This is a genomic window from Dolichospermum sp. UHCC 0352, assembly GCF_009711925.1.
In the GTDB taxonomy this organism is placed as follows: Bacteria; Cyanobacteriota; Cyanobacteriia; order Cyanobacteriales; family Nostocaceae; genus Dolichospermum; species Dolichospermum lemmermannii.
Genome location: NZ_VIKY01000057.1, coordinates 1 through 23,288 on the forward strand (window position 1 = coordinate 1; position 23,288 = coordinate 23,288).

Annotated in this window: 20 protein-coding genes and 1 pseudogene; 8 read left to right on the plus strand and 13 right to left on the minus strand. The window is 37.2% G+C overall.

What is annotated here, in order from left to right; translation table 11 throughout:
- Positions 1-78: 78 nt before the first annotated feature.
- Positions 79-1,707 (minus strand): peptide chain release factor 3, encoded by a 1,629-nt coding sequence (locus tag FJR06_RS03725; RefSeq protein WP_015078671.1) that lies wholly within the window; start codon positions 1,705-1,707, stop codon positions 79-81.
- Between the two features lie 515 nt (positions 1,708-2,222).
- Between FJR06_RS03725 and FJR06_RS03730 the strand changes: the two genes are divergently transcribed.
- From FJR06_RS03730 to FJR06_RS03740, 3 genes are all read left to right on the plus strand, one after another.
- Positions 2,223-2,855: a DUF1361 domain-containing protein gene (locus FJR06_RS03730; protein ID WP_015078670.1), complete on the plus strand. Its 633-nt coding sequence runs from the start codon at positions 2,223-2,225 to the stop codon at positions 2,853-2,855.
- Positions 2,856-3,018: 163 nt separating this feature from the next.
- Positions 3,019-3,837, plus strand: a complete 819-nt coding sequence (locus FJR06_RS03735) for a TlyA family RNA methyltransferase (RefSeq protein WP_041458218.1) — start codon at positions 3,019-3,021, stop codon at positions 3,835-3,837.
- 214 nt (positions 3,838-4,051) lie between these two features.
- Positions 4,052-8,089, plus strand: coding sequence for a hypothetical protein (locus FJR06_RS03740; protein WP_254434386.1), 4,038 nt, complete (start codon positions 4,052-4,054; stop codon positions 8,087-8,089).
- A gap of 76 nt (positions 8,090-8,165) precedes the next feature.
- Here FJR06_RS03740 and FJR06_RS03745 read toward each other — a convergent pair whose 3' ends face one another.
- The 6 genes from FJR06_RS03745 to FJR06_RS03770 form a co-directional block, all read right to left on the minus strand.
- On the minus strand, positions 8,166-8,426 hold the full coding sequence (locus FJR06_RS03745) for a Calvin cycle protein CP12 (protein WP_015078667.1): 261 nt from the start codon (positions 8,424-8,426) through the stop codon (positions 8,166-8,168).
- A 243-nt stretch (positions 8,427-8,669) separates the two neighbouring features.
- Positions 8,670-10,028 (minus strand): GTP-binding protein, encoded by a 1,359-nt coding sequence (locus FJR06_RS03750; protein ID WP_015078666.1) that lies wholly within the window; start codon positions 10,026-10,028, stop codon positions 8,670-8,672.
- A 54-nt stretch (positions 10,029-10,082) separates the two neighbouring features.
- Positions 10,083-10,295 carry a type II toxin-antitoxin system HicB family antitoxin gene (locus FJR06_RS03755; RefSeq protein ID WP_041458216.1) on the minus strand — a complete coding sequence of 71 codons (213 nt, stop codon included), beginning with the start codon at positions 10,293-10,295 and terminating at the stop codon, positions 10,083-10,085.
- Positions 10,296-10,329: 34 nt separating this feature from the next.
- On the minus strand, positions 10,330-11,115 hold the full coding sequence (locus FJR06_RS03760) for an ABC transporter ATP-binding protein (RefSeq protein ID WP_015078664.1): 786 nt from the start codon (positions 11,113-11,115) through the stop codon (positions 10,330-10,332).
- An 88-nt stretch (positions 11,116-11,203) separates the two neighbouring features.
- Positions 11,204-11,773, minus strand: coding sequence for a Uma2 family endonuclease (locus tag FJR06_RS03765; protein WP_015078663.1), 570 nt, complete (start codon positions 11,771-11,773; stop codon positions 11,204-11,206).
- Positions 11,774-11,829: 56 nt separating this feature from the next.
- Positions 11,830-12,963 (minus strand): branched-chain amino acid ABC transporter permease, encoded by a 1,134-nt coding sequence (locus tag FJR06_RS03770; protein ID WP_015078662.1) that lies wholly within the window; start codon positions 12,961-12,963, stop codon positions 11,830-11,832.
- Positions 12,964-13,126: 163 nt separating this feature from the next.
- On the opposite strand from FJR06_RS03770, the pseudogene FJR06_RS24215 reads away from it, so the two are divergent.
- Positions 13,127-13,372 (plus strand): annotated as a pseudogene (locus FJR06_RS24215) (cytotoxic translational repressor of toxin-antitoxin stability system).
- Here FJR06_RS24215 and FJR06_RS03780 read toward each other — a convergent pair.
- A complete protein-coding gene (locus FJR06_RS03780) occupies positions 13,369-14,634 on the minus strand; it encodes a nitric oxide synthase oxygenase (protein WP_015078660.1) in 1,266 nt (421 codons plus the stop codon). The pseudogene FJR06_RS24215 and the gene FJR06_RS03780 overlap by 4 nt on opposite strands.
- Before the next feature lie 491 nt (positions 14,635-15,125).
- Between FJR06_RS03780 and FJR06_RS03785 the strand changes: the two genes are divergently transcribed.
- Together FJR06_RS03785 and FJR06_RS03790 are read left to right on the plus strand one after the other, a co-directional pair.
- Positions 15,126-16,712, plus strand: coding sequence for a glucose-6-phosphate isomerase (locus FJR06_RS03785; protein WP_015078659.1), 1,587 nt, complete (start codon positions 15,126-15,128; stop codon positions 16,710-16,712).
- A 209-nt stretch (positions 16,713-16,921) separates the two neighbouring features.
- Positions 16,922-17,710, plus strand: coding sequence for a peptidylprolyl isomerase (locus FJR06_RS03790; protein ID WP_168650834.1), 789 nt, complete (start codon positions 16,922-16,924; stop codon positions 17,708-17,710).
- A 56-nt stretch (positions 17,711-17,766) separates the two neighbouring features.
- Here the strand turns inward: FJR06_RS03790 and FJR06_RS03795 are convergent, their stop codons facing one another.
- The 5 genes from FJR06_RS03795 to FJR06_RS03820 form a co-directional block, all read right to left on the minus strand.
- On the minus strand, positions 17,767-18,849 hold the full coding sequence (locus FJR06_RS03795; RefSeq protein WP_168650836.1) for a T3SS effector HopA1 family protein: 1,083 nt from the start codon (positions 18,847-18,849) through the stop codon (positions 17,767-17,769).
- Between the two features lie 15 nt (positions 18,850-18,864).
- Positions 18,865-20,028, minus strand: a complete 1,164-nt coding sequence (locus tag FJR06_RS03800) for a phosphotransferase (RefSeq protein WP_174783413.1) — start codon at positions 20,026-20,028, stop codon at positions 18,865-18,867.
- Positions 20,029-20,488: 460 nt separating this feature from the next.
- Positions 20,489-20,740 (minus strand): hypothetical protein, encoded by a 252-nt coding sequence (locus FJR06_RS03810; RefSeq protein ID WP_148763421.1) that lies wholly within the window; start codon positions 20,738-20,740, stop codon positions 20,489-20,491.
- 271 nt (positions 20,741-21,011) lie between these two features.
- Entirely contained in the window at positions 21,012-21,263 is a 252-nt protein-coding gene (locus FJR06_RS03815) for a hypothetical protein (RefSeq protein ID WP_015078653.1), read from the minus strand.
- Positions 21,264-21,515: 252 nt separating this feature from the next.
- Positions 21,516-22,088, minus strand: coding sequence for a peroxiredoxin (locus tag FJR06_RS03820; protein WP_015078652.1), 573 nt, complete (start codon positions 22,086-22,088; stop codon positions 21,516-21,518).
- A gap of 213 nt (positions 22,089-22,301) precedes the next feature.
- On the opposite strand from FJR06_RS03820, the gene FJR06_RS03825 reads away from it, so the two are divergent.
- Both FJR06_RS03825 and FJR06_RS03830 read left to right on the plus strand, forming a co-directional pair.
- Complete coding sequence (locus tag FJR06_RS03825) at positions 22,302-22,727, plus strand: Fur family transcriptional regulator (protein ID WP_015078651.1); 426 nt, start codon at positions 22,302-22,304, stop codon at positions 22,725-22,727.
- A gap of 35 nt (positions 22,728-22,762) precedes the next feature.
- Positions 22,763-23,122, plus strand: coding sequence for a DUF4870 domain-containing protein (locus tag FJR06_RS03830; protein ID WP_168650840.1), 360 nt, complete (start codon positions 22,763-22,765; stop codon positions 23,120-23,122).
- The last annotated feature ends 166 nt before the right edge of the window (positions 23,123-23,288 follow it).

Genomic DNA, 23,288 nt, shown 5'->3' on the forward strand with positions numbered 1-23,288 from the left:
ATCTTCCAAATGCTTCGCCCCTACTGACAACGGACAACGGACAACGGACAACTGACCACTGACCACTGACCACTGCGTCTAACTTTCTGCTGATTGTTGATGGGAAAAGACGGGAGCGATGGCACTTAATTTCAACTCTGGATGATCACCCTCCAACTGTTGACAATTCCATTCATTGCGGAATAACAATACTGGTCGTCCCATGCTATCTTTAACAGTAGTGGTATTGAATAAACGTCCCACCTGCTTTAAAGCTTCCCAACCACCTTCAACCCAACGGGCGACACTATAAGGTAATAAATCGAGAATAGTTTCCACACCATACTCATTTTCTAAGCGGAACTGGACTACTTCAAACTGCAATTGACCAACCGCTGCTAAAATTGGCTCCCGCTTGGCTTCATCGGTGGAGTACATAATTTGGACAGCACCTTCTTCTCGCAATTCGGAAACGCCTTTTTGAAACTGCTTAAATTTCGATGGGTTGGGGTTTCTCAACGTGGCAAAAAGTTCAGGTGAGAAATAAGGAATTCCCTCATATTCTAATTTTTGTCCTGTGTAAATTGTATCACCAATTGCGAAAACACCTGGATTATTTAAACCAATCACGTCCCCTGGATAAGCGACATCAATAGATTCTCTTTCCTGGGCAAATAGTTTTTGCGGACGTGATAGACGGACAATTTTGCCCGTTCGAGCGTGATTTACTGTCATATCTTTTTCAAACTTGCCTGTGCAAACCCGGACGAAAGCCACCCTATCTCGATGTTTTGGGTCCATGTTGGCTTGCAGTTTGAAAATAAATCCGGTAAATTCTGGATAGGTAGGAGGAATATCGCCGACAGTGCTGCTATGTGTACCTGGTTTGAGGGCAAAGTCCAGGAAGTTCTTGAGGAATAATTCCACCCCAAAGTTAGTCATGGCACTACCAAAAAATACTGGGGTCATTTTGCCGGCGTGTACTAAGTCTAAATCTAGTTCTGGACAAACTCCTTCTAAGAGTTCTAACTCGTCTTTAAGTTGGTGGTATAGTTCTTTTTCTAGTAATTCTTCAAGTCGCTGATCACCTATATTGAGGATAGTTTCCTTTGCTTCTTTACTACCATGAGAACTGCGCTCAAATAAATGAATTTGCTGCTGTTGGCGGTCAAATACGCCTTTAAAGCGATCGCCCATGCCAATAGGCCAATTCACTGCATAAGTCTGTAATCCCAATTCTTTCTCAATTTCATCTAACAAATCTATGGGTTCTCTGCCCGGACGGTCGAGTTTATTCACAAAGGTAAAAATTGGGATACCCCGCATTTTACAGACTTCAAAGAGTTTCCGAGTTTGGGGTTCTAAACCTTTAGCCGCGTCTATTAGCATCACCGCATTATCGGCTGCTGCCAAAGTCCGATAGGTGTCCTCACTAAAATCTTGGTGTCCAGGAGTGTCGAGTAAATTAATTTGACAGTGACGATAGGCAAATTGTAATACCGTAGAAGTTACGGAAATTCCCCGTTGTTGTTCCATTGCCATCCAGTCAGAAGTGACTTTGCGCTGGTCTCTGCGGGCTTTTACTGCTCCAGCTTCGTGAATAGCACCCCCGTATAATAATAGTTTTTCTGTCAGTGTGGTTTTACCAGCATCAGGGTGAGAAATAATCGCAAAGTTGCGACGCTGTTCCACCGCTTGACCTAATTCTGCTTGCAGTTCAATGGACATATCTGTAATTTCTTTGTAACTTCACTAAATGTAATCTTTTTCAGGACGGGGGAACAAATTTATAAATTCTCTAGCAGCTTTCAGTAAAACCCTTTGAATATAACGCTCTGGGATTAAAATTAGGATCTGATTCAAGTGCATACTGCTATATTAATTCTTACCGTTAATTCAATCTTAATCTGGTTTATGTCAGACGACGCTATCAGAAATTTATGGGTGAGATAGTTGACAAATGCCGGACTTTCCTCTATTATAAGAGTATAGTGGAAATCTGTGCGCCCATATATATAGGGGTTGAATTTTTCCGAAAGTATTAATTTCTAAATTCACCGAACATCGGCAAAAACCTTGTGAATATGAACTGCTCCATGATAGAAATGTTGATAAATAACCATTTCATGCAGCAGTGATCTAAAATAGAGTTTCACAAACAATGTCTTGAGATTTTTAACAAATCTACAACTGCAAATTTTGTGTAACCAAAAGAACAAATTTATTCTAGCTATTGCAATTCCATGAAAGCAGAAGTGATTGAATTAATAACAACGGTTTTCCATGTTTTACAAGTTAATCTGCGGTGGATGACTTGGAATTTATTTTTGGCTTTTATTCCTTTAGCTTTGAGTGTTTGGCTATTTCGCCGTCAGCGCAGTGGTTCATGGGTTTGGTGGCTAGGATTTTTGAGTTTCTATGCTTTTTTACCAAATGCGCCTTATTTATTAACTGATGTCATTCATTTGATAGATGATATCCGGCGAGTTCAGTCAATATGGATGATTACATTAGTCTTAATTCCTGTGTATTTTGTCGTCATTTTTGGCGGATTTGAAGCTTATGTTATATCTTTAATAAATTTGGGTTACTATTTACATCGAACGGGTAAAAGTCAATGGATTTTTCCTGTTGAGTTAATCACTCACGCTCTTTCTGCTGTGGGTATTTATTGGGGACGATTTTTGAGATTTAACAGTTGGGATTTTATTACTCAACCAGATGCCATAATCACAAAAGGTGTAGAAGAAATTCTTGGTAAACAACCCTTGATAATTATTACTCTCACTTTTATAATCCTTTGGGGTTTGTATTGGTTTATGAAACGAATTACTTTGGGTTTTCTGAATAAGGGTGTTAATTCACAAATAAAATAAATGATCATCATATTCACAATATTAACTAATGACATTAAATTAAAATCAAATATCCCCGACTTTTCAAAGAAGTCGGGGATCTATTTTTTGAATATTTAAGATTAATCGTATAATTTAGGATTTAGAATAGGAAAGCAAATATAAACAGCTATAAAAAGTGAAATTGGTTAAACAGCGATTAGATACATTATTAGTAGATTTGGGATTATGTCCCTCCCGTCAGCAAGCACAACGGCTAATTCAAGCTGGAGAAGTGACTGTAAATCAACATAAGGTTGATAAAGTCGGGACTGAAGTTGATATTACCGCAGAAATTCAAGTTAAAGAACGTCCTCCTTTTGTTTCTCGTGGTGGTGAAAAACTGGCTAAGGCTTTAAAATTTTTTGAGATTTCTGTAACTGACAGGATTTGTTTAGACGGGGGAATTTCTACTGGTGGCTTTACTGATTGTTTATTACAAGCCGGTGCAAAACAAGTTTATGGTGTAGATGTTGGTTATGGACAAGTTGACTGGAAAATCAGAAATGATCAACGGGTAATTTTAAAAGAACGGACGAATTTACGTCAACTACAACCAGAGGAATTGTATGCTGAAAATGCCATATTTCCTAATTTGATAGTTGTGGATGTTTCCTTTATTTCTTTAACCAAAATTTTGCCGGCGGTATGGCAATTAACACAAGCTCCCAGAGAGGCTGTATTGCTGGTAAAACCACAATTTGAGGTTGGCAAGTCTCGGATAGGTAAAAAAGGCGTTGTCCGCGATTCTGATGACCAAGGAGATGCAATTTTTAATGTGATGAAAGGGGCGTTAGAATTAGGATGGAAATATAAAGGTTTAACTTGGTCGCCAATCACAGGACCTGCGGGAAATATTGAATATCTTTTATGGTTGGGAATGGACAGCGAAATTATCCCTCCAACTTTAGCAGCAATTCAAGAAATTACTAAACAAGTCATGCAGGAGTTTGGGAAAAAATGATGATTAATCAAGGTTATACTCAACACGGCTTAATAATTTGATTTTGTGGGTAGGGGTTTAGCAGTGCTAAACCCCTACAAATCTAGGTTTTTCGTAATTTTGTAAAAGTCCATGTCTCAACCGTGTTTAGTATAAAAGTGATTTTTTAGCAGCTTGACAGATAAATGTGTTTGATGGTATAAACAGTAAGGATTCGTTATACCAGATTTTGTTTATGCTTGATAAGGTTATTGACGCATTAATTGGGGAAACAGTACATGAATTCTTGGATGAATTAAAGTATAGTGAAATACGATTACAATTGTTAAATAAATTTGGTTTAAAACCAGATACACCACCAAATGATTTTGAGGGAGTTTATGTTTATACTTTAATTGAGTATGGAGTCGGGAAACCAAAAATTATTTTACAGTTATTTAAAGAAAAAGAAATTAAAGAAGAGTTTCAGAAAGCATTTACTCAAAATAAAAGTTTTAATATTCAAACATTAGATGGTTTTATTCAAAGTTCTGATATTGGCGATAAAATCACAGAGCAAAATATTGATTATCGTCGAGAATTGGCTGAATTTGCCCGGTTATTTGTGGAAATTGCCAAACGAGCTAGAACAGCAACGGAAATTTTACAAGACCATAAATTAGAGAGTTTACAAAATAGTTTAAATCCTTTACCAGAAATTCAAAAACAAATTACCCAATTAGCACAAAGTCAACAGCAATTATTATCACCTGGGGAAATTCCCAGAGAAACAGAATTAGCTAAACAATTAAAAAAATGGTTTGAAACACTGGGTTATAAATTTGAAAATTACGAAGTCTTAGAAAAAGAATATTTTGAATGGATTATTAATATTCCCCATCCACTAGGAGGATATTACCGCATTTTAATTCACGGAGTAGAAGCAGAAGCAGGAATTAATGATATTAATGCAGTTAAAACAATCGTAGAAACTCAAAAAGTTGATCAAGGTTGGATTGTTGCACCGCGTCGAGTTAGTAAAGCAGCTAGAGAGACAGTTGAAAAATCAGAAAAAAAACAGATTTTTTGTTATACCTTTGATGAATTAATCGAAAAAAATGCTGATTTTAATGGTTATTTTAATTGGTTAGAAACAGAAGTTAAAAGCCGAGGAATTGATAAATATTATGTTCCCTTGGCTTGTACTAAAGAAGAAATTGATTTAGTAACTAAACGTCATATTGGCGTTAGTCATTATGGTAAAGAAGACGATTGGATTGAGGGTTATATTAATCAATGGTTAGATGACCCAGTTAAAGAACATTTATCGGTTTTAGGGGAATTCGGTACAGGTAAAACTTGGGTTGCTTTCCATTATGCTTGGTTGGCTTTACAGGAATATTTAAAAGCAAAAAAGAAAGGTACTCAAAGACCGCGTATTCCTTTAGTGATTCCTTTAAGAGATTATGCTAAAGCCGTGAGTATTGAATCTCTATTTTCTGAGTTCTTTTTTCGTAAACATCAAATCGGTTTACCTGGATATTCTGCCTTTGAACAACTTAACCGCATGGGGAAATTATTATTAATTTTTGATGGCTTTGACGAAATGGCCGCACGGGTAGACCGTCAAGCAATGATTAATAATTTCTGGGAATTAGCAAAAGTTGTGGGAACACCAGGAACAAAAGCAATTTTAACCTGTCGGACAGAACATTTCCCCGAAGCATTAGAAGGACGCAGCCTGTTAAATGCAGAATTACAAGCATCTACTTCTAATCTCACAGGAGAACCACCCCAATTTGAAGTTTTAGAATTAGAAAAATTTGATGATCAACAAATCAAACAGGTACTTAATTTTAAAGCCACACCAGAAACCGTTGATAGTATCATTAATAATGAACAATTATTAGATTTGGCACGTCGTCCGGTAATGATTGATTTAATTATCGAAGCATTACCGGATATTGAAGCTGGTAAACCTGTGGATATTTCCCGTGTTTATCTCTATGCAGTGCGTCAGAAAATGGCACGGGATATTAAAGCTGACCGCACTTTTACCTCAATGGCAGATAAATTATATTTCTTGTGTGAATTATCCTGGGAAATGCTGTCAAATGATAAAATGAGTTTAAATTATAAAGAATTTCCAGATTTAATTCGTAGTTATTTTGGTGAAACTGTACAGGAACAAAAAGATTTAGACCATTGGCATCATGACATGATGGGGCAAACCATGTTAATTAGAAATGCTGATGGTGATTATTATCCTGCCCATCGGTCATTATTGGAGTTTTTTGTATCCTATAAATTGGGACGAGAATTAGGCATTTTAGCAGCAGATTTTCAGGAAGTTGTGGAGGTTCTTCCCTACGACCAAGGAAAAATAGATTTAAGTCAAACTTTTGGGAAAACTCTGTTAGCCAAAGCCGTGTTAGATTTGATGTTTCCTATGTTGTCAACAACAGCAAATCAACGGTTATTAGCAGAGGTTAAAGCCACGAAAGGTAAAACTGAAACAATCACAGGTTACTGTGGTAGTAATGCGGTGCAGTTGTTACTTAAAGGGAGTCGGTTGGCTTTAGAAAAACAGGATTTAAGTGAGACAGTTATACCTGGTGTGAATTTTGGGTTGGCTAGTTTGTATAATGTCAACCTAAATGGGGCAAATTTAACAGAGACTTTTTTTGCTAAGGCATTAGGATCAGTTTATTCCATTGCTTTTAGTCCAGATGGGAAATACCTGGTTACAGGAGATAGTGACGGTAGAGTTCAAATTTGGAATGCTGTAACAGGACGGGAAATATTGGCACTTTTAGGTCATAGTGATTGGGTTTACTCAGTAGCCTGGAGTGGAGATGGTCTGACCCTGGCTAGTAGTAGTCATGATAAGACGGTGAAACTGTGGGATGTGCAGACTGGGGACTGTGTGCGAACCCTAGAGGGTCATAGCCATTTTGTTGTGTCAGTAGCCTGGAGTGGAGATGGTCTGACCTTGGCTAGTGGTAGTGGTGATAATACGGTGAAACTGTGGGATGTGCAGACTGGGGACTGTGTGCGATCTCTAGAGGGTCATAGCGATTGGGTTTACTCGGTAGCCTGGAGTAGAGATGGTCTGACCTTGGCTAGTGGTAGTGATGATAATACGGTGAAATTGTGGGATGTCCAGTCTGGGGACTGTATCGCTACCTTTGAAGGTCATAGCAGTGGGGTTATCTCAGTAGTGTGGAGTGGAGATGGTCTAACCTTGGCTAGTGGTAGTTATGATAATACGGTGAAATTGTGGGATGTGCAGACTGGGGACTGTGTGCGATCTCTAGAGGGTCATAGCAGTGAGGTTAGGTCAGTAGCCTGGAGTGGAAATGGTCTAACCTTGGCTAGTGGTAGTCGTGATAATACCGTGAAACTGTGGGATGTGCAAACCGGAGAATATATCGCCACTTTTGAGGGTCATAGCAATTGGGTAAACTCAGTAGCCTGGAGTGGAGATGGTTTGACCTTGGCTAGTGGTAGTCATGATAAGACGGTGAAACTGTGGGATGTGCAAACTGGGGAATATATCGCCACCTTTGAGGGTCATAGCAATTGGGTTTACTCAGTAGCCTGGAGTGGAGATGGTCTGATGTTGGCTAGTGGTAGTCATGATAAGACGGTGAAACTGTGGGATGTGCAGACAGGAGACTGTGTGCGAACCCTAGAAGGTCATAGCAGTGAGGTTAACTCAGTAGCCTGGAGTGAAGGTGGTCTGACCTTGGCTAGTGGTAGTAAAGATAAAACGGTAAAACTGTGGAATGTGCAGACTGGGGACTGTGTGCAAACCCTAGAGGGTCATAGCGATTGGGTTCGCTCAGTAGCCTGGAGTGGAGATGGTCTGACCTTGGCTAGTGGTAGTAATGATAATACGGTGAAACTGTGGGATGTGCAGACTGGGGACTGTGGGCGAACCCTAGAGGGTCATAGCGATTGGGTTAACTCAGTAGCCTGGAGTGGAGATGGTCTGACCTTGGCTAGTGGTAGTAATGATAATACGGTGAAACTGTGGAATGTGCAGTCTGGGGACTGTGTGCGAACCCTAGAGGGTCATAGCCATTTTGTTAGGTCAGTAGCCTGGAGTGGAGATGGTCTGATCTTGGCTAGTGGTAGTAATGATAATACGGTGAAACTGTGGGATGTCCAGTCTGGGGACTGTATCGCTACCTTTAACCATCAGTTATATGCAGGGTTGAAGATTCAGGGGGTGAAGGGGTTAAGCCGGGCGGAAATATTAACTTTGAAGGCGTTGGGGGCTGTGGAGTAGGGGGTTTTATATTTTTTGATCATAAATTGGGTAGGGGTAAAGCACAATGCTAAACCCTGATCTAAATTAAAGATAATTAAAGATCGTAAATCAAACACTCCAAAGCATCTGGATACATTTCACAGTAATCTTCCAAGGCTGTTTTGCGGTGTTTTGCTTGTTTTTGATGGGCTTTTTCTGCTTGCAATTCTTCGACAATATCCCAAGCTACTGCACAATTGGCGGAATTATTGCCATTTTCTGTACAGGTTGTCCGCGCTTCTGTAATGGCTTCAAGAATTGCTTCTTCAATGGGTTTTTTACCATTGATAACTTCGTTTAGGGATACCATGATCATGTTACCTTTGTTGAGGAAAATAAAGGTTAATTAGGAATTTTAAGGATTGCTAATGAAGAGAATTACTCATAGTTGGTAAACTCTTTTTCAGAGTAACAATTCAAATAATTATTTTTAGTTAATTTATATACTTTTTGATTCTATGATGGGATAACCATGACATGATACGTCAGGAGTCAGAAGTTAGGAGTTAGAAAGAAGGAAGGGTTTAGCAATGCTTTACCCCTACAATCTTGTGTAATTTCAAAATTCACCAAAAGTACTGCCTAATTCTTGCTGTAAGCGATACAAAATAGTATTTTTATCAACTTGTGACAAAATTTCCTGAATGACGGTGTTAGCACCCAATTGTCCCCAAGTACAGCCTTTTTCTAGATATAACTGGGCGGCTTTACCGACTGTATAAGCACCATAACCGGCAATTCCACCTTGGGCTAATGCACTCCCGAAAAAAGTAGTAATATTAAAGGGATTATCACCACTAGCTATGGCTGCGGCACTTTTACCTAAACCTAATATAAAACTACTGCCAATTTCACTTAATAATAAACCACCAGAACTAAATAAAATTGTTTTTAATAATTCACTAGCTTCATAGCTAGTCATGGGTAAACCATACAATTTAGCTAATGCCCGAATTAAGGCTAAATCGGTAATTAAACCACCTATTATATCTAAGAAAGCAATGGGATTTAAGCCAATGGCTAGGGCTTTATATTGGCTAAACCTCCAAATTATATCTTCTGCTTCTTTTTCGCGGATATGAACGGTTTTTTGGGCGATATTTTCTTCGGATTCTCTAGCTTGAATTAGTGCATTTAAAGCTAAAAGAGATCGTCCTTCTCGATTTAATATATTTAAGATTGTTTGCTTTAATTCATCTACTTGCGGTGGCGGTGTTTCCCATTCAGAAGTAACGCTTCCATCTGCATATTCTACTCTCACTTCCATTGGTGCAGGTTCAGCCGATATCATCACAATTTCATCAGGTAATAATGGCTGATTTTGGATATTTCCTGCCCCTAATTGTTGCAGATTTTTATAAATTGCATTTTTATCTGTATCGGGATATAAATCAATTTTATTAAATACCAAAATTAAAGGTTTTTGTGCTTGACGTAATTCTAATAATCCTTGATATTCAGTTCTCGTAATATCCCCAGAAACCACAAACAAGATTAAATCAGCTTGACGCGCTACGTCTCGTGCCATTTGCGCCCGTGAATCGCCTTCAATTTCATCTAAACCGGGAGTATCAATTAATTCGACTAATACCTTATCTCCTGGTTTCCAAGGTACAGAACGCGGCCATTGAGTGACACCATTTAGGGGTCCGGTTTGCAGAATTTTTTCTCCCAATAAAGAATTTAATACTGCTGATTTTCCCCGACTGACTAAACCAAAAGCGGCAATTCTGATAACATTGGCATCTAATTTATTGAGTGTGGCATTTAAGGTTTCTATTTCTGGTTTTAGCAAACTTGCTAACTCTGGATTTGCTGCCATTTGTCCCGATTTACGGAGATATCCATACCAAGATAATGCTTGTCTGAGACTAGCACGGGCGCGATTTAAATGAGTTTCTTGTAGGTTACGATTCATAGGATTTTTGATTGTGGATTTTCAGATCCCCGACTTCTTAAAGAAGTCGGGGATCTAATTAATGCCGATAATTTGCGGTTCGGGTATTGGTTGTCCGTCTTCTAAATAAGATGAAATCAGCATTTCTAAAACTTCTTGGGCATTTTTCAAAGCCTCTTCATAAGTGTCTCCATGAGTACAAGGTTGCATAATATCTGTAAAATCTGGTAATGAGACTACATAACATTTATCTTCATTTGACCATTGAATAACAATTGTATATTTCAGTTCTCTAATTTTTTTGGGCATATCTAATATAATATCATTGTCCTAAATATGCTTCTAAAACTTTGGTATTATTTTGGATTTCTGTAGGGCTACCAACGGCTAGATTTTGTCCTTCAGCTAATACCCAAACTCGATCACATAAGGACATAATTACGTCCATGTTATGTTCAATAATCAAAAATGTCATACCGTCGTGACGATTCCACGCTAGAATGCGATCGCATATGTCATCAATTAATCTGGGATTTACGCCAGCAGCAGGTTCATCTAGCAATATTAACTTAGGATTAGTCATCAATGCCCGACCGATTTCTAAAAGTTTCCGCTGTCCCCCAGATAAACCACCGGCATAATCAGCGGCTTTTTTTTCTAAACCTACTGACTCTAATAAAAACATTGCCCGTTCTTTTAGTTGCTTTTCTTCCTTAGCAACAATGTGGGGTTGAAATTGTACTTGCCAAAAGTTCTCCCCGGTTTGTTTTTGCGCTCCCAAAAGCATATTTTCTAATACTGATAACTTCGATAAAACCCGGGCAACTTGAAAGGTTCTCACTAATCCCTGTTGGGCAATTTGGTATGGTTGTAATTGATGAATGGGTTCACCATCAAAAATCACTCTACCCTTATCGGGACGAATAAAATTAGAGAGTAAATTAAATAAAGTGGTTTTACCAGCCCCATTTGGACCAATTAACCCAGTAATGCTACCTTTGATTACTTCAATATTAGCTTCCTGAACTGCTTTAATGCCGCCAAAATTTTTAGAAAGTCCAGTTGCAGCTAAAAGAGGTAGTTGGGGTGATGCGATATTATTTACCATTATAATTTTCTTCTCAACTTCATTTTTAGGTTTTTTGTTGGTTTTTAATTATTGTTATGAAATAAAAATTGTCGGAGTTCATCAAATTTTATCCCTGGAAAACCTCAGCCACAGTTAACTTTAAATCACTAAATAGAGGCGAACAAATCATATCATCTCCCCTATAAACCTGCTCCTCATAAAAACCCTCCACCCATTCTAAAACCGTCACTTTTTGCCCAATTGGATCAACAATCCAATACTCAGTAATTCCCCGCGCTGCATACTCAGAACGCTTATAACGATAATCACGATTTTCCTGATTTGGACTCACTACCTCAACCACCAACAGAGGCGGCGGCATATCCATTAAAATCAGCGAGCGTGTAGCCCCCTGCATCACCTGAGCTAATTCTTCAGAAAACACCACCAAATCAGGAACACGCACCCCCACTTGGCGACTATTCACAGCAATTTCTGTTTTCATACTCAAGCGGTAATAGGGAATACCCAATTTAGAAAAATAGATTAATAAAAATGTAGCTATTCGCCGATTTAGCTCACTTTCTAAAGGCATAGGAATTAATTCTCCATTATCTAATTCATATAAATTATCCGTCCCATCGTCAAACTGAAGAAATTCTTCCAAAGTCATCTTGTTAGCAGTTGCAACTATCATGGCTATTCCTCCCATAAACGGCTTGTATCAACTATTTTAACATCACAAATGCCCAATTATTTACCAAGAGTCAGTTCCTCCTTTTTCCCTAAAATCCCTTGAGGTCGCCAAATCATCAATACCATTAAAAGTAACCCAATAAACATGATCCGAAACGCACCAATCCGTTCTACATCTAGGGGAACAATTTTGGGTAAAAATTCTCTAGTGAGGGCATCATAGGTAAAGAAAATGACTGCACCTAAAATAGTTCCCAGATTGTTGCCAGAACCACCTAAAATTACCATAATCCAGGCATCAAAGGTAAGTTGGGGTTGGAAGTTATCGGGGTAAATTGCGCCTAGTTGCCAAGCAAAAAATGCTCCAGCAATGCCCGCAATTGCCCCACCTAACATTAATGATTGTAGTTTATAGGAGAAAACGTTTTTGCCTAAGGCTTTGGGAATTTCTTCATCTTCACGAATAGATTTTAGCACTCTTCCCCAAGGCGATCGCACTAAAATTTCTAACCGCCAAAAGACAAAAGCTAAAATTAACAATATGAACAACATTAACCCGGCTTTGGGATTATAATTATAGAGTCCAATCACACCAGAAATATAAATTGCAACAGCTAATAACCCTAAAGCAATTCCGACTATTAACCGAGAGGTAAATTCTTGTTTAAGACTACTATTTCTAACTATACTATTACTTGCAGAAATTTGAGCAGTCCGTACCCAACGCCATAGGGAAAATAATGTAATTCCTGCTAATAAAGTTAATACTCCAATCATTACCAAACGGAAAAATAAATTGGGAGTTGTTGATAAAGGGATAACATAACTTTGCACACCGAAAGATCCCGATATCCACGTATTACCTACAGGTAAATCCTGATTATTGACTATTAATCGAATTAATTCACCTGTACCAATGGTGACAATTGAAAGATAATCTTCGCGTAACCGCAAAGTTGCAAAGCCAATTACTAAACCTAGCATTGCGGCAACAATTGCCCCAATTCCCGCCGATAGCAGTAATGGTACGCCCTTGAGACTTAATAAAACCGTCGTATACGCACCCAAAGTCATAAAAGCAATATGACCAAAGTTAATTAAACCGGTAAAACCCCATTGGAGATTGAGTCCTAGTCCGAACAGGGCGAAGGTGGCGGTAGAAATAGCGAGAAAAATCAGGTATTCGATCATAAGCTGTCACGCATTTAAATTACTGGTTGGGAACAGGGAACAGAGAAGAGTTTGATGGCTTATTTTCTAACTTCACTAAATCAAATTTAGATGCGTTATAGCTTAATTTAGTTAGTTGTCAGTAATAATTATTTATTTGCTGCCCTGCTTCTTAGTGCCATAAATTGTAGTGTATTTTGAATCTTTTTTAGTGGACTTCAAAAGTTTAGAACCCACGTGCTATGAACGGGTGTATAATTTTGTCCTTATTGAATTAGCGGAAAAGTTACAATTCCATTACCTGCCAGAATTACGACAGTTGGACGAGGAGGGGATTTTCTTCCGCTTTAGATAATTATTTGATAGGTGTATAGAAATTAGGGGAGAAATAGTTAGGTTTCTGCGTGTTGTGCCAATGCCGGATGTTTAGGTAACGGGACACTTTAATTTGAGGTAAACATCAGATTGTTGCCAAGGGTCAGGTTGATAAAAGAAATTAGGTTTTAGCTCAATATTTTCATAAGTGCGATGAAAAACTGGAGTTGCAGACCCAGACATCGGAGGCACAATCCAAGACCAGTCTGCATAAGCACATCTTTTATTTAATTTTTCTTTATTTTCAAACTGGATAAAATGACGACTTTCTGTATGATGATCAACGATAGTTACGCCAGCTTTTTGAAATGAGTAAAGAACAGCGACATTTAATTCTACTAAAGCACGATCTCGCCATAATGTGTAGCTAGATCGAGGATTCAAACCTAATTTTTGTGCGACGATAAATAACAAGTTATAACGAGATTCATCTCCAAAATTACGAGATCCAATTTCAGTTCCCATATACCAACCATTAAAGGGAGCAGATGTATATTTAAGTCCACCAATATCTAACATCATATTGCTAATTAATGGTACTGCGTGCCACCTCAAACCCAATTCAGCAAACCAAGGATATTCAGGATGTTGAATTGATACTTCAAGAACTACATCAGGAGGTAACTCGAATAAATGAGGTTGCTGGTTAGGCATTTGAATGACAATTGGTAAAATATCAAAAGGAGTGCCTTTACTTCCTTTCCATCCCATTTGATGAACAATTTTTGTGAACTCTACATATTTTGGATCACCAATAATAGAACCATCAGATTGTTTATAACCTGCATAGCGAATAAGTTGTTCATTCCAGATTCGGATTCCTGGTTGATTGGGTTCTTGCGGTGCAAAAACAGTGATCAAAGGTTTAATTCGACCTTCATTAGTAGCCAACCTTAAATGTTCTACTAAAGCATCAAATATTTCATCTGGTTTATTTAAACTGCGGTAATCACTAACTGCCAATAAATCCCAATAGTTACGACCTATACATCTAGTGCTATTACGCCATGCCAATTTAGCACCATAAGCTAACTCATCATAAGTTTGCCAATATGTTCCTGTTGCTTTTATTTCATTTTTTATATCTGTGAATCTTTGAGTTTCAGATAAATATAACTGACATTCTTTTTGTAATAAAAATAAGAACTCTTGAACTTCACAAATTATTTGATCTGTTTGGTTACTTTTAGTTTTTGATGGATGGGATTTTAAGTTGATTTTTGGGAATTTAATATTTATTTTTTTAATTAAAGATAGCAAGTATTTTACTGTGTCTTTTTTGAAGCCTATCAACAAAAATAATATCTTATTTAGCATTTTATTAATCCTTAATCTTAGAGGATGTTTGAAAAGTATCAGAATTAATCGAGATCCCCCCAACCCCCCTTACAAAGGGGGGCTAAATTCCTCAAAGTCCCCCTTTTTAAGGGGGATTTAGGGGGATCTGCGGGTGTCAGATCCCACACGAGAAAGTTTTCAAACATCCTCTTAGATAAAAGTCGGGGGACTATTACAAAACAGCGGACACAGTGCTAATACGGTTAGATATTAGCACTGTGTTAGAGAATGAGTTAAGTGATTAAAGCTTTTAAGATTCACGTAGTTCACGTAGTGAAGAGTTGAACTGAAGCACAAAATTCCGAACTTCTTAGAGAAATCAGGGATCTGAATAATTACTGATGATATATTATATAGCACATTTTCCCTATGTTTCGGCAGATGATTACAAACTGTATAAGACAAAGCAGGGATCGCCAAAACCATACATTAAACTGGAGTTTGATCAATATATTTGAGAATTCCCTCTTATGGATGCTCAGGCACTTTGGCAACGATACCAAGATTGGTTATATTTACACGAGGGATTAGGACTGTATTTAGATATCAGTCGAATGCGTTTTGATGATGGGTTTGTGGCATCGTTACAACCTAAGTTCGAGAAAGCGTTTGCGGATATGGCAGAATTGGAAAAAGGGGCGATCGCCAATCCCGACGAAAACCGCATGGTAGGACATTACTGGTTGCGGAATCCAGATTTAGCCCCCACCCCCGAACTCACCCAAGAAATAGTTCAAACCTTAGAACAAATCGAAGCATTTGCCGACCAGGTACACACCGGGGCAATTCATCCCCCCAAGGAATGCCGCTTTACAGATATCATTTCCATTGGTATTGGTGGTTCAGCCTTGGGTCCACAATTTGTCACCCAAGCCCTATCCCCCGACCTACCACCCCTACAAATTCACTTTATAGACAATTCCGACCCCACCGGAATTGACCGGGTTCTTGCCCAACTTGGCGATAAACTAGCCACCACTTTGGTATTAGTCATTTCCAAATCTGGAGGCACACCCGAACCTCGCAACGGCATGATTGAGGTTAAACAAGCCTACACAGCCAAAAAATTAGACTTTGCTAAATATGCAGTTGCGATTACCGGACAAGATAGCAACCTGGATCAAGTCGCCAAAGCTGAAAATTGGTTAGCCCGGTTTTCCATGTACGATTGGGTAGGTGGACGTACCTCAGAAATGTCCGCTGTAGGGCTAGTACCTGCGGCATTACAGGGCATTGATATCCGTGCCATGCTGGATGGTGCAAAAGAAATGGATGATGCCACCCGCGTCCCCAATCTCAAAAACAACCCAGCCGCTTTATTAGCCCTTGCTTGGTATTTCTCAGGAAATGGCAAAGGTGAAAAAGATATGGTAGTCCTCCCGTACAAAGACAGCCTGTTGCTATTTAGCCGCTATTTGCAACAACTGATCATGGAATCCTTGGGTAAAGAAAAAGATTTAGATGGGAAGACTGTATTTCAAGGGATTGCAGTTTATGGTAACAAAGGTTCTACCGACCAACACGCCTATGTGCAACAGTTGCGCGAAGGTGTCCCCAATTTCTTTGCTACCTTAATTGAAGTTTTGGAAGATCGTCAAGGAAAATCCGTAGAAGTTGATCCTGGAGTCACTTCCGGTGATTATCTTTGTGGTTTCTTGTTAGGAACTCGTCAAGCATTGTATGAGAATCACCGCGATTCGATTACAGTCACTATTCCTCAAGTTAATGCTCGCACAGTTGGCGCGTTAATTGCATTGTATGAACGGGCTGTGAGTTTATATGCCAGTTTAATAAATGTCAATGCTTATCACCAACCAGGTGTGGAAGCTGGTAAAAAAGCCGCTGCTGTGATTCTGGATTTACAAAACCGAGTCTTAGAAGTGTTAAAAACTCAGAAAAAAGCACTTTCTATTTCTGAACTTGCAGATATGTCCGGCGCTGCTGAGGAAGTGGAAGCAATTTACAAAATTCTCCGTCATTTACACACCAATAATCGGGGTGTGGTGTTAACTGGTGATTTAGCTAAACCTGGAAGTTTAACTGTTTCTCTCGGTTAAAAATTTAGATCCCCTTAATTTAGATCCCCGACTTCTTTAAGAAGTCGGGGATCTTGTTTTGTGGCTATAAATTATCAAAAATATTAAAAGTATCATTAGATAGAGATAAAAAAATAACATATTAGGTAAATATGATAGATACGCTAATAACTTATTTAAGCCAGAAAAAAGAATTTTTAATAAATTCAGTAAATTCAGGAGATTAAATTATGTCCAATATTGTAAAAATATCCAAAGAAGATATTATTTATCACCTCAAAATATCTTGTCAAATCCCTAGTTTGTTAGAAGCGATCGCCACCAGAACAATTATTACAGAAACTGCTAAAAAAGAAAATATTACCATCGAAATAGCAGAATTACAACAATCCGCAGATAGTTTACGATTAGTTAATAATCTACTTAAAGCAGAGGACACATGGCAATGGTTACAAAAACATTATCTTTCCTTAGATAACTTTGAAGAAGTAGCAAATCTCAATCTCCTATCAGCAAAATTAGCTCATCATTTATTCGCTGAAAAAGTTGAACCATTCTTTTATGCTCACCAACTTGATTACAGCGGAGCAGTTACCTATGAAGTCATATTAGATGATGAAGATCTAGCTTTAGAAATATTTTATGCTCTTCAAGAAGGAGAAATTAGTTTTCAAGAAGTAGCTCGTCAATATATCGAAAATCCCGAAATTCGTCGCGCTGGAGGATATCAAGGTATCCGCAAACGTAGTGATTTTCGACCAGAAATTGCTGCCGCAGTTTTTGCAGCTAATCCCCCAGAAATTATTAAACCAGTCATTACACCTAAAGGAGTCCATATCATTATAGTTGAAGAAATTATTGCCCCCGAATTGAATGAACAAATGCGCGTAGCAATTCTCGGAGATTTATTTACCAATTGGTTAAAAGAGCAAATTAATAAATTAGAAATTTTTGCTACATTAGGAGATGAAATAAATTCTCCTCCTTCTCCCATAGAAATGTTTAGTGAAGCTAGTTAAAATTGAAAATAGTTAGATCCCCGACTTCTTAAAGAAGTCGGGGATCTGAGTGAGTATCATCCATCTAAAGTAGTATAAATATCTTTTGAATCGGGATTAAGATAAGGATATTGTAAATTAATTTTGTGCAATGCAAATTGTTCCAAAATAGCTTTCATACGACTTTCAGGATGATTATTCCCCCCTTGCCAAGCAGCAATTAAACCATTAGCAATCATTTGACAACGATTAGTCCCAAAACTTTCTTTTTCTGCCAGTTTATTAGTTGGTTCTTCAGCACAACCTAATCCCGGTGCTAGTTGCTTAGTAAATAACGGTACTTCTTGAGAAAAACTAGCTTGATTTTCTAAATATATCTTTTGTAAAATTGGGTAAATAGTTTTATATTCATGTTTACTAAAATAAAGCACTGCTGAATCATAACGTCTATATTCATCAGGAGCATATAGAGCTTTAAATGAGAAAGCAATGTGCATATTATTGAGTTCTCTAGTCACATTATCCATCACTGATACCGCCCCATCAGGTGATACATTAAAGTAGATTCTAACAATATCTTGATTATCTTGAGTGCCTAGATTAGATACTGCCATATAAAACCCATTTTGGACTAGATTTTTAGGCATTTTGATTGCCACCAAATCACCAACATTAGCTGATTTATCAATTTCTGATAAATATAGATCTCGCTCAATATGCAAAGTCAACCCATTTTTTTGGACTGCTAAACAACCATCTTCTTCTTCATTAACTACTAACCAATTTTTACTCCAATAACCTCCACCTGTATTACTCGTATGGAGTCTTTCATAAAATGCCAAATCCATGCCAAATAAGCTATTATTACTGAGGTTATTTATTTGATTGTCATCACCAAGAGAATCATGCCAAGAACCATTGTAATAAGCACTATAGAGAAAATTACGTAAGTGAATACGCAAATGCTTCTCTTGAATATCTAAGGATAGATTTTTAAACCGAGCGATTACTGATTCTGGCAATTCTAATAATTTGTAATCTGGATGCTTAATAGAATAAAATGATTTAATTTCCAGATGATCAACAATATTTTGCAGTGCTATTTGTAATTCTTTTTGAAGTTGAAAAAGTTGATTATAGATAGAATCTAATACTTGCATATAAGCCTTCCTTCTCTAAACAAGAGATAAATTTTTAGAAGTTATTGTTGAAAATTCCATTCCCAAAATTGTGGGAATAGATGCTTGAGGACGACATAATAAACTTTTAGCAACTTGGAGCATACAAATACCTGAATTATCAAAGGTTTTTTCATGTTGAAGTCTAGCTTGAATAGCTCTAATTAAAGCTAAACCGCTAAACTGCATCACTAATTGTAAGAAATCTGGACGCAATTCTAAAATCTCTGGAAAAGTAGTTAAATAAGCAGTAACTAATGTTGATAAAGAAGGTTGAATCATTGATAAGGGAATCGCAGCTAAACGCAAACATTCCTCAATTGGTATGGTTTTACTAGAGACTATGCTATATAACCAAACTTGCAGATAACTAGCAATTATTGTGCCTAAATCATTAGCAGGATCTCCCCAATTACCTTTTTCCCAATCAATTAGTCGGATGATATTTTTATTTTCAGGTAATTTATCTTCTATTTCTATTTCCCAGTTCAAAGATACAAGAATATTATTAAGTTTGAGATCATTATGGGTGAGACAAGCAGGAGTAAAAGCCTGATTTAATTGTGTAATTGCTTTTCCTAAATTATCGTAACGTTGATAGAGAGTAAAAAACTTTAAACCATCAGCCGGAAGTTGACCAAATATTTCTGGTGTAATTCTATCTAATCCTTTGTTAATATTTTGAGATTTTAAAGAATTTTCAAAGAACTTTTGATAGTTATTATTGTCTATTGTCATGCGATGAATAGCTGCAATAGTTGTGCCAACTACCTGAGCAATTTCCTCCGGAAATTCCTGATCTTTGGCGTAAAATTCAGCTAAGTCTTGATATTGATTTAGATAGTTAAAAACAATGATAGAGTTTTCTAAATCAAAATGAATTGCTTCTGACAAAGATGATCGTAAATGAGTTATTTCTGGGAATTTTTGCCAAAAATCATGAACTCTCCACTCATCTATAAATTCACCTAAAGTTTTACCATTTCGATCATAACGCTCTTGTTTTACTAATAGTTGACGACCATCTGATAAAGTGATTAATAGGTTAAAGTTTTTAGCAGATTTTAATTCGATTTTACTTAGGGACTCCTCTTGTGGCTGACAAATTTTGTTTTCAACAAGGTAATTGAAAACATTTGCAAAACTTATTAAGAATGGCATGATTTCAAATGATAATAATATATGTGTGTGAAATTGCTATTGCTGAGTTAATTTCAGTTTTAGTAAAATCATTAACTTGATAGGTTGGAAATTATTTATTTTCTAAATGTCTTCGTTAATAGTGAAATGGCATCTATAGCATAAATTACTAAGACAAATTCTAGAGCCTTAACGCCATAATTAAGTATTTGATTAGCATTATTATATTCACCTCCAAATACAGATACTGCGTCCAAATTACTTAAATTAATAATAAACTTTTTTTCATCAGTATTCTCTAGATTAGAAATCCTAATGTTTGCCATTTCTTACCTCTAGAAAGATTCGATTTTTGTGGATGCAATTTTATTAACTATCCAGGATTATTGGTAATCAATCTCATGCAAATAACATAGATTAGTTTTTACTTTTACTCCTGGATAGTTATATCGGCTTTGTAGTTAACTACAAAGCCAAGTAATTAGTGTCCGTAGTGAGAATCATTGCTGAAGGATTTAGCGATATGCTTAATACTAGCAATCGCATAGCCATCAACTAAGAATTCTAGATATTTAACACCAAAGTCACCATAAGCACTAAAACCGCTGAAATCGCCACCACCACCATTGATTGATACGGAAGCTGCATCATTCAATTCATTAAGATAGCTTTCAGAATCTGCAAATAATTCAGAACCAGTTGTATTTAGTTGAGAAAGGGTAATAGTTGCCATAATTTCCTCCAAGAAGATTTGTTTTTGTAAGTTAGAATTTGTGAGTCGGTTAAGTTGGTGTTTCCTTAACCGTTACTCCTATTTTTATTCATAAAAAATAGAAAAATCAAGGCTTTGAACCTAGTAAAAAAGACACAAATATCTGAATTCTGTCTTTTATAAAAACTGCAAACTATGGAATTAACCTCCATAAAAAATCGTGTATCTTCAGGTTAATAAATCTGAAAACACACGAAAATAAGTAAAATATTGAATTTTTTCACAGCAGATATTAAAAATCGAATTTGCTTCTTAGGCTATCTGTTGTATCTTTGAGGCTGATTTTCCACTTTTCCATACTACTGTCTAGTTCTTTGAATACTGTTGAAAGATCAGTTGTATTGGTTATATTGGTTGTTGGCGGATTTATTCTGTCTTTTCTCATCACGTAACCACCTTTAAGAGTCTTCATTTCCCAAGGTGTTAGTTGATCCAGAATCGGTTCTGCAAGCCTAATTTCTAATTCAGAAATTGTAATTCTCATTGTTGATTCACCTCCTTGAATGCTCCATTTATATGGAATCAGGCTATAAATTTATCCTGCTCTTATATTCTGGAATAGTATCTGACAAAATAAATGATTTGAAACTAATTTATTAGACAGAATCAAGGGTATTTTGTCTATCAAAACAAAAAAAGCAAAGGAAGTTTCATAAAAGTAACTTCCCTTGCCTTAGATGAATTAAAAACTATCTACCTCTATCAAAAGGTGGAAGTTTCTTTCTAGCTTTAGTAATTAACCAACAAATGCTAACCGAGGTGCAACCGCAGCAGGACGTTCTACACCTTTGAGGTAAGCAAGAACGGTATCAGCATCAGATACTTCAAAAGGATCACTACCACAGTTATCTTCAAAACCTGGTTCAATGAACATTTTTTCAATTTCGCCGTTATTAACAACCATTGCATAACGCCAAGAACGCATTCCAAAACCGATGTTAGATTTATCAACTAACATTCCCATTTTGCGGCTAAATTCTCCACTACCATCTGGTAACAAGAAAACATTTTTAGCGCCTTGTTGTTTGCCCCATTGGAACATTACAAATGCGTCATTAACTGACAAACAAATGATTTGATCAACACCTTGCGCTTTGAATTCTTCAAACAGTTCTTCATAGCGAGGCAAATGAGTAGAAGAACAGGTAGGAGTGAAAGCACCAGGAAGCGCAAATAATACTACTTTCTTACCGGCAAAAATTTCTTGTGTGGTGACATCTTTCCAAGTGTAAGGATTTGGTCCACCGATAGATTCATCCCGCACACGAGTCTTGAATACTACATTTGGAACGTGAGTAATAGCAGTCATAAATACCTCTTTTTTAGATGGAAGATTTTAACTCGTGTTGCTGCTTTTGCTTAGAGCATCAGTAGCTTATCTCATAAATCAGAATAATTCTGATTTAGGAATTAGTCAATAGTCATAAATACTTATTTTATAATGTATTTATTAAAAAATATTAGTTCTTAAAAATGAACGTTATAATAAGAGATTATATTTTTATATAGCTAAGTAAATCCTATGCAGCAAAAAGCTAATGATATTGTCAAAACCTTGAAAACTAGAGGGTTGCGAGTCACACCCCAGAGATTTGGCGTTTATGCCAACCTATTAGCCAGACGAGATCACCCGACGGTTGATCAAATTATGAGAGACTTGAATCATGAAGCACCCACTTCTTCTCAGGCAACCGTATATGCGGCACTTCAGGCACTGCGAGAGGTGGGTTTGGTGCGAGAAGTGCTATTAGAGGAAGGTGTCTCCCGTTATGATGCTAACGTTGCCCCCCACCATCATTTTCGCTGTAACTGCTGTGGTGCAATTGAAGATATCAACTGGAATACTTTCCCGGATATTGATGTCAGTCAATTGCGACAGGGGTTAAAAGTGGAACGGTATGAAGTGACAGTTGAGGGAGTGTGCGATGTTTGCAGCACCCATGTTTGATATAATAATTAACTAGAATTGCATAGGAGTAGACAATGTACGACAGCGATAAACGGAAACTCTTATCAGCATTGTGTCATGGAGCAATTTTTTTTAGTACCACAATTGTCTCCGTTGGCTTACCCATAGCCATACTATTTGTATCAGATGATCCTGTTGTCAAAGACAATGCCAAAGAATCTATCAATTTCCATTTTAACGTTTGGTTATATGGAGCAATTCTGGGAGCATTGTTTTTTCTGTTTGGTTGGTTGATTTTACCATTATTCATCTTGTTTCCACTCGCAGGTTTAGGTTATATCCTCCACTGGGGATTGACAATTTGGGCGCTAATTGGCGTTTTTAGTGATCCTAATCAACCTTGCCGTTATCCGTTTATTTTTCGAGTTTTTTAGCTCATATCAGGAAAGACATGGTAGGTTAATTAATCATAGACCTTTGATTAAACAACTTACCAAAATTAATTCCATGATTTTTTAAGATTGTTTTTTGCAAATTTGTTATAAGCAAATGTCTATCAAGTTGTAAAATATAAAATTGCCCCACAGCTTCATCAACAGT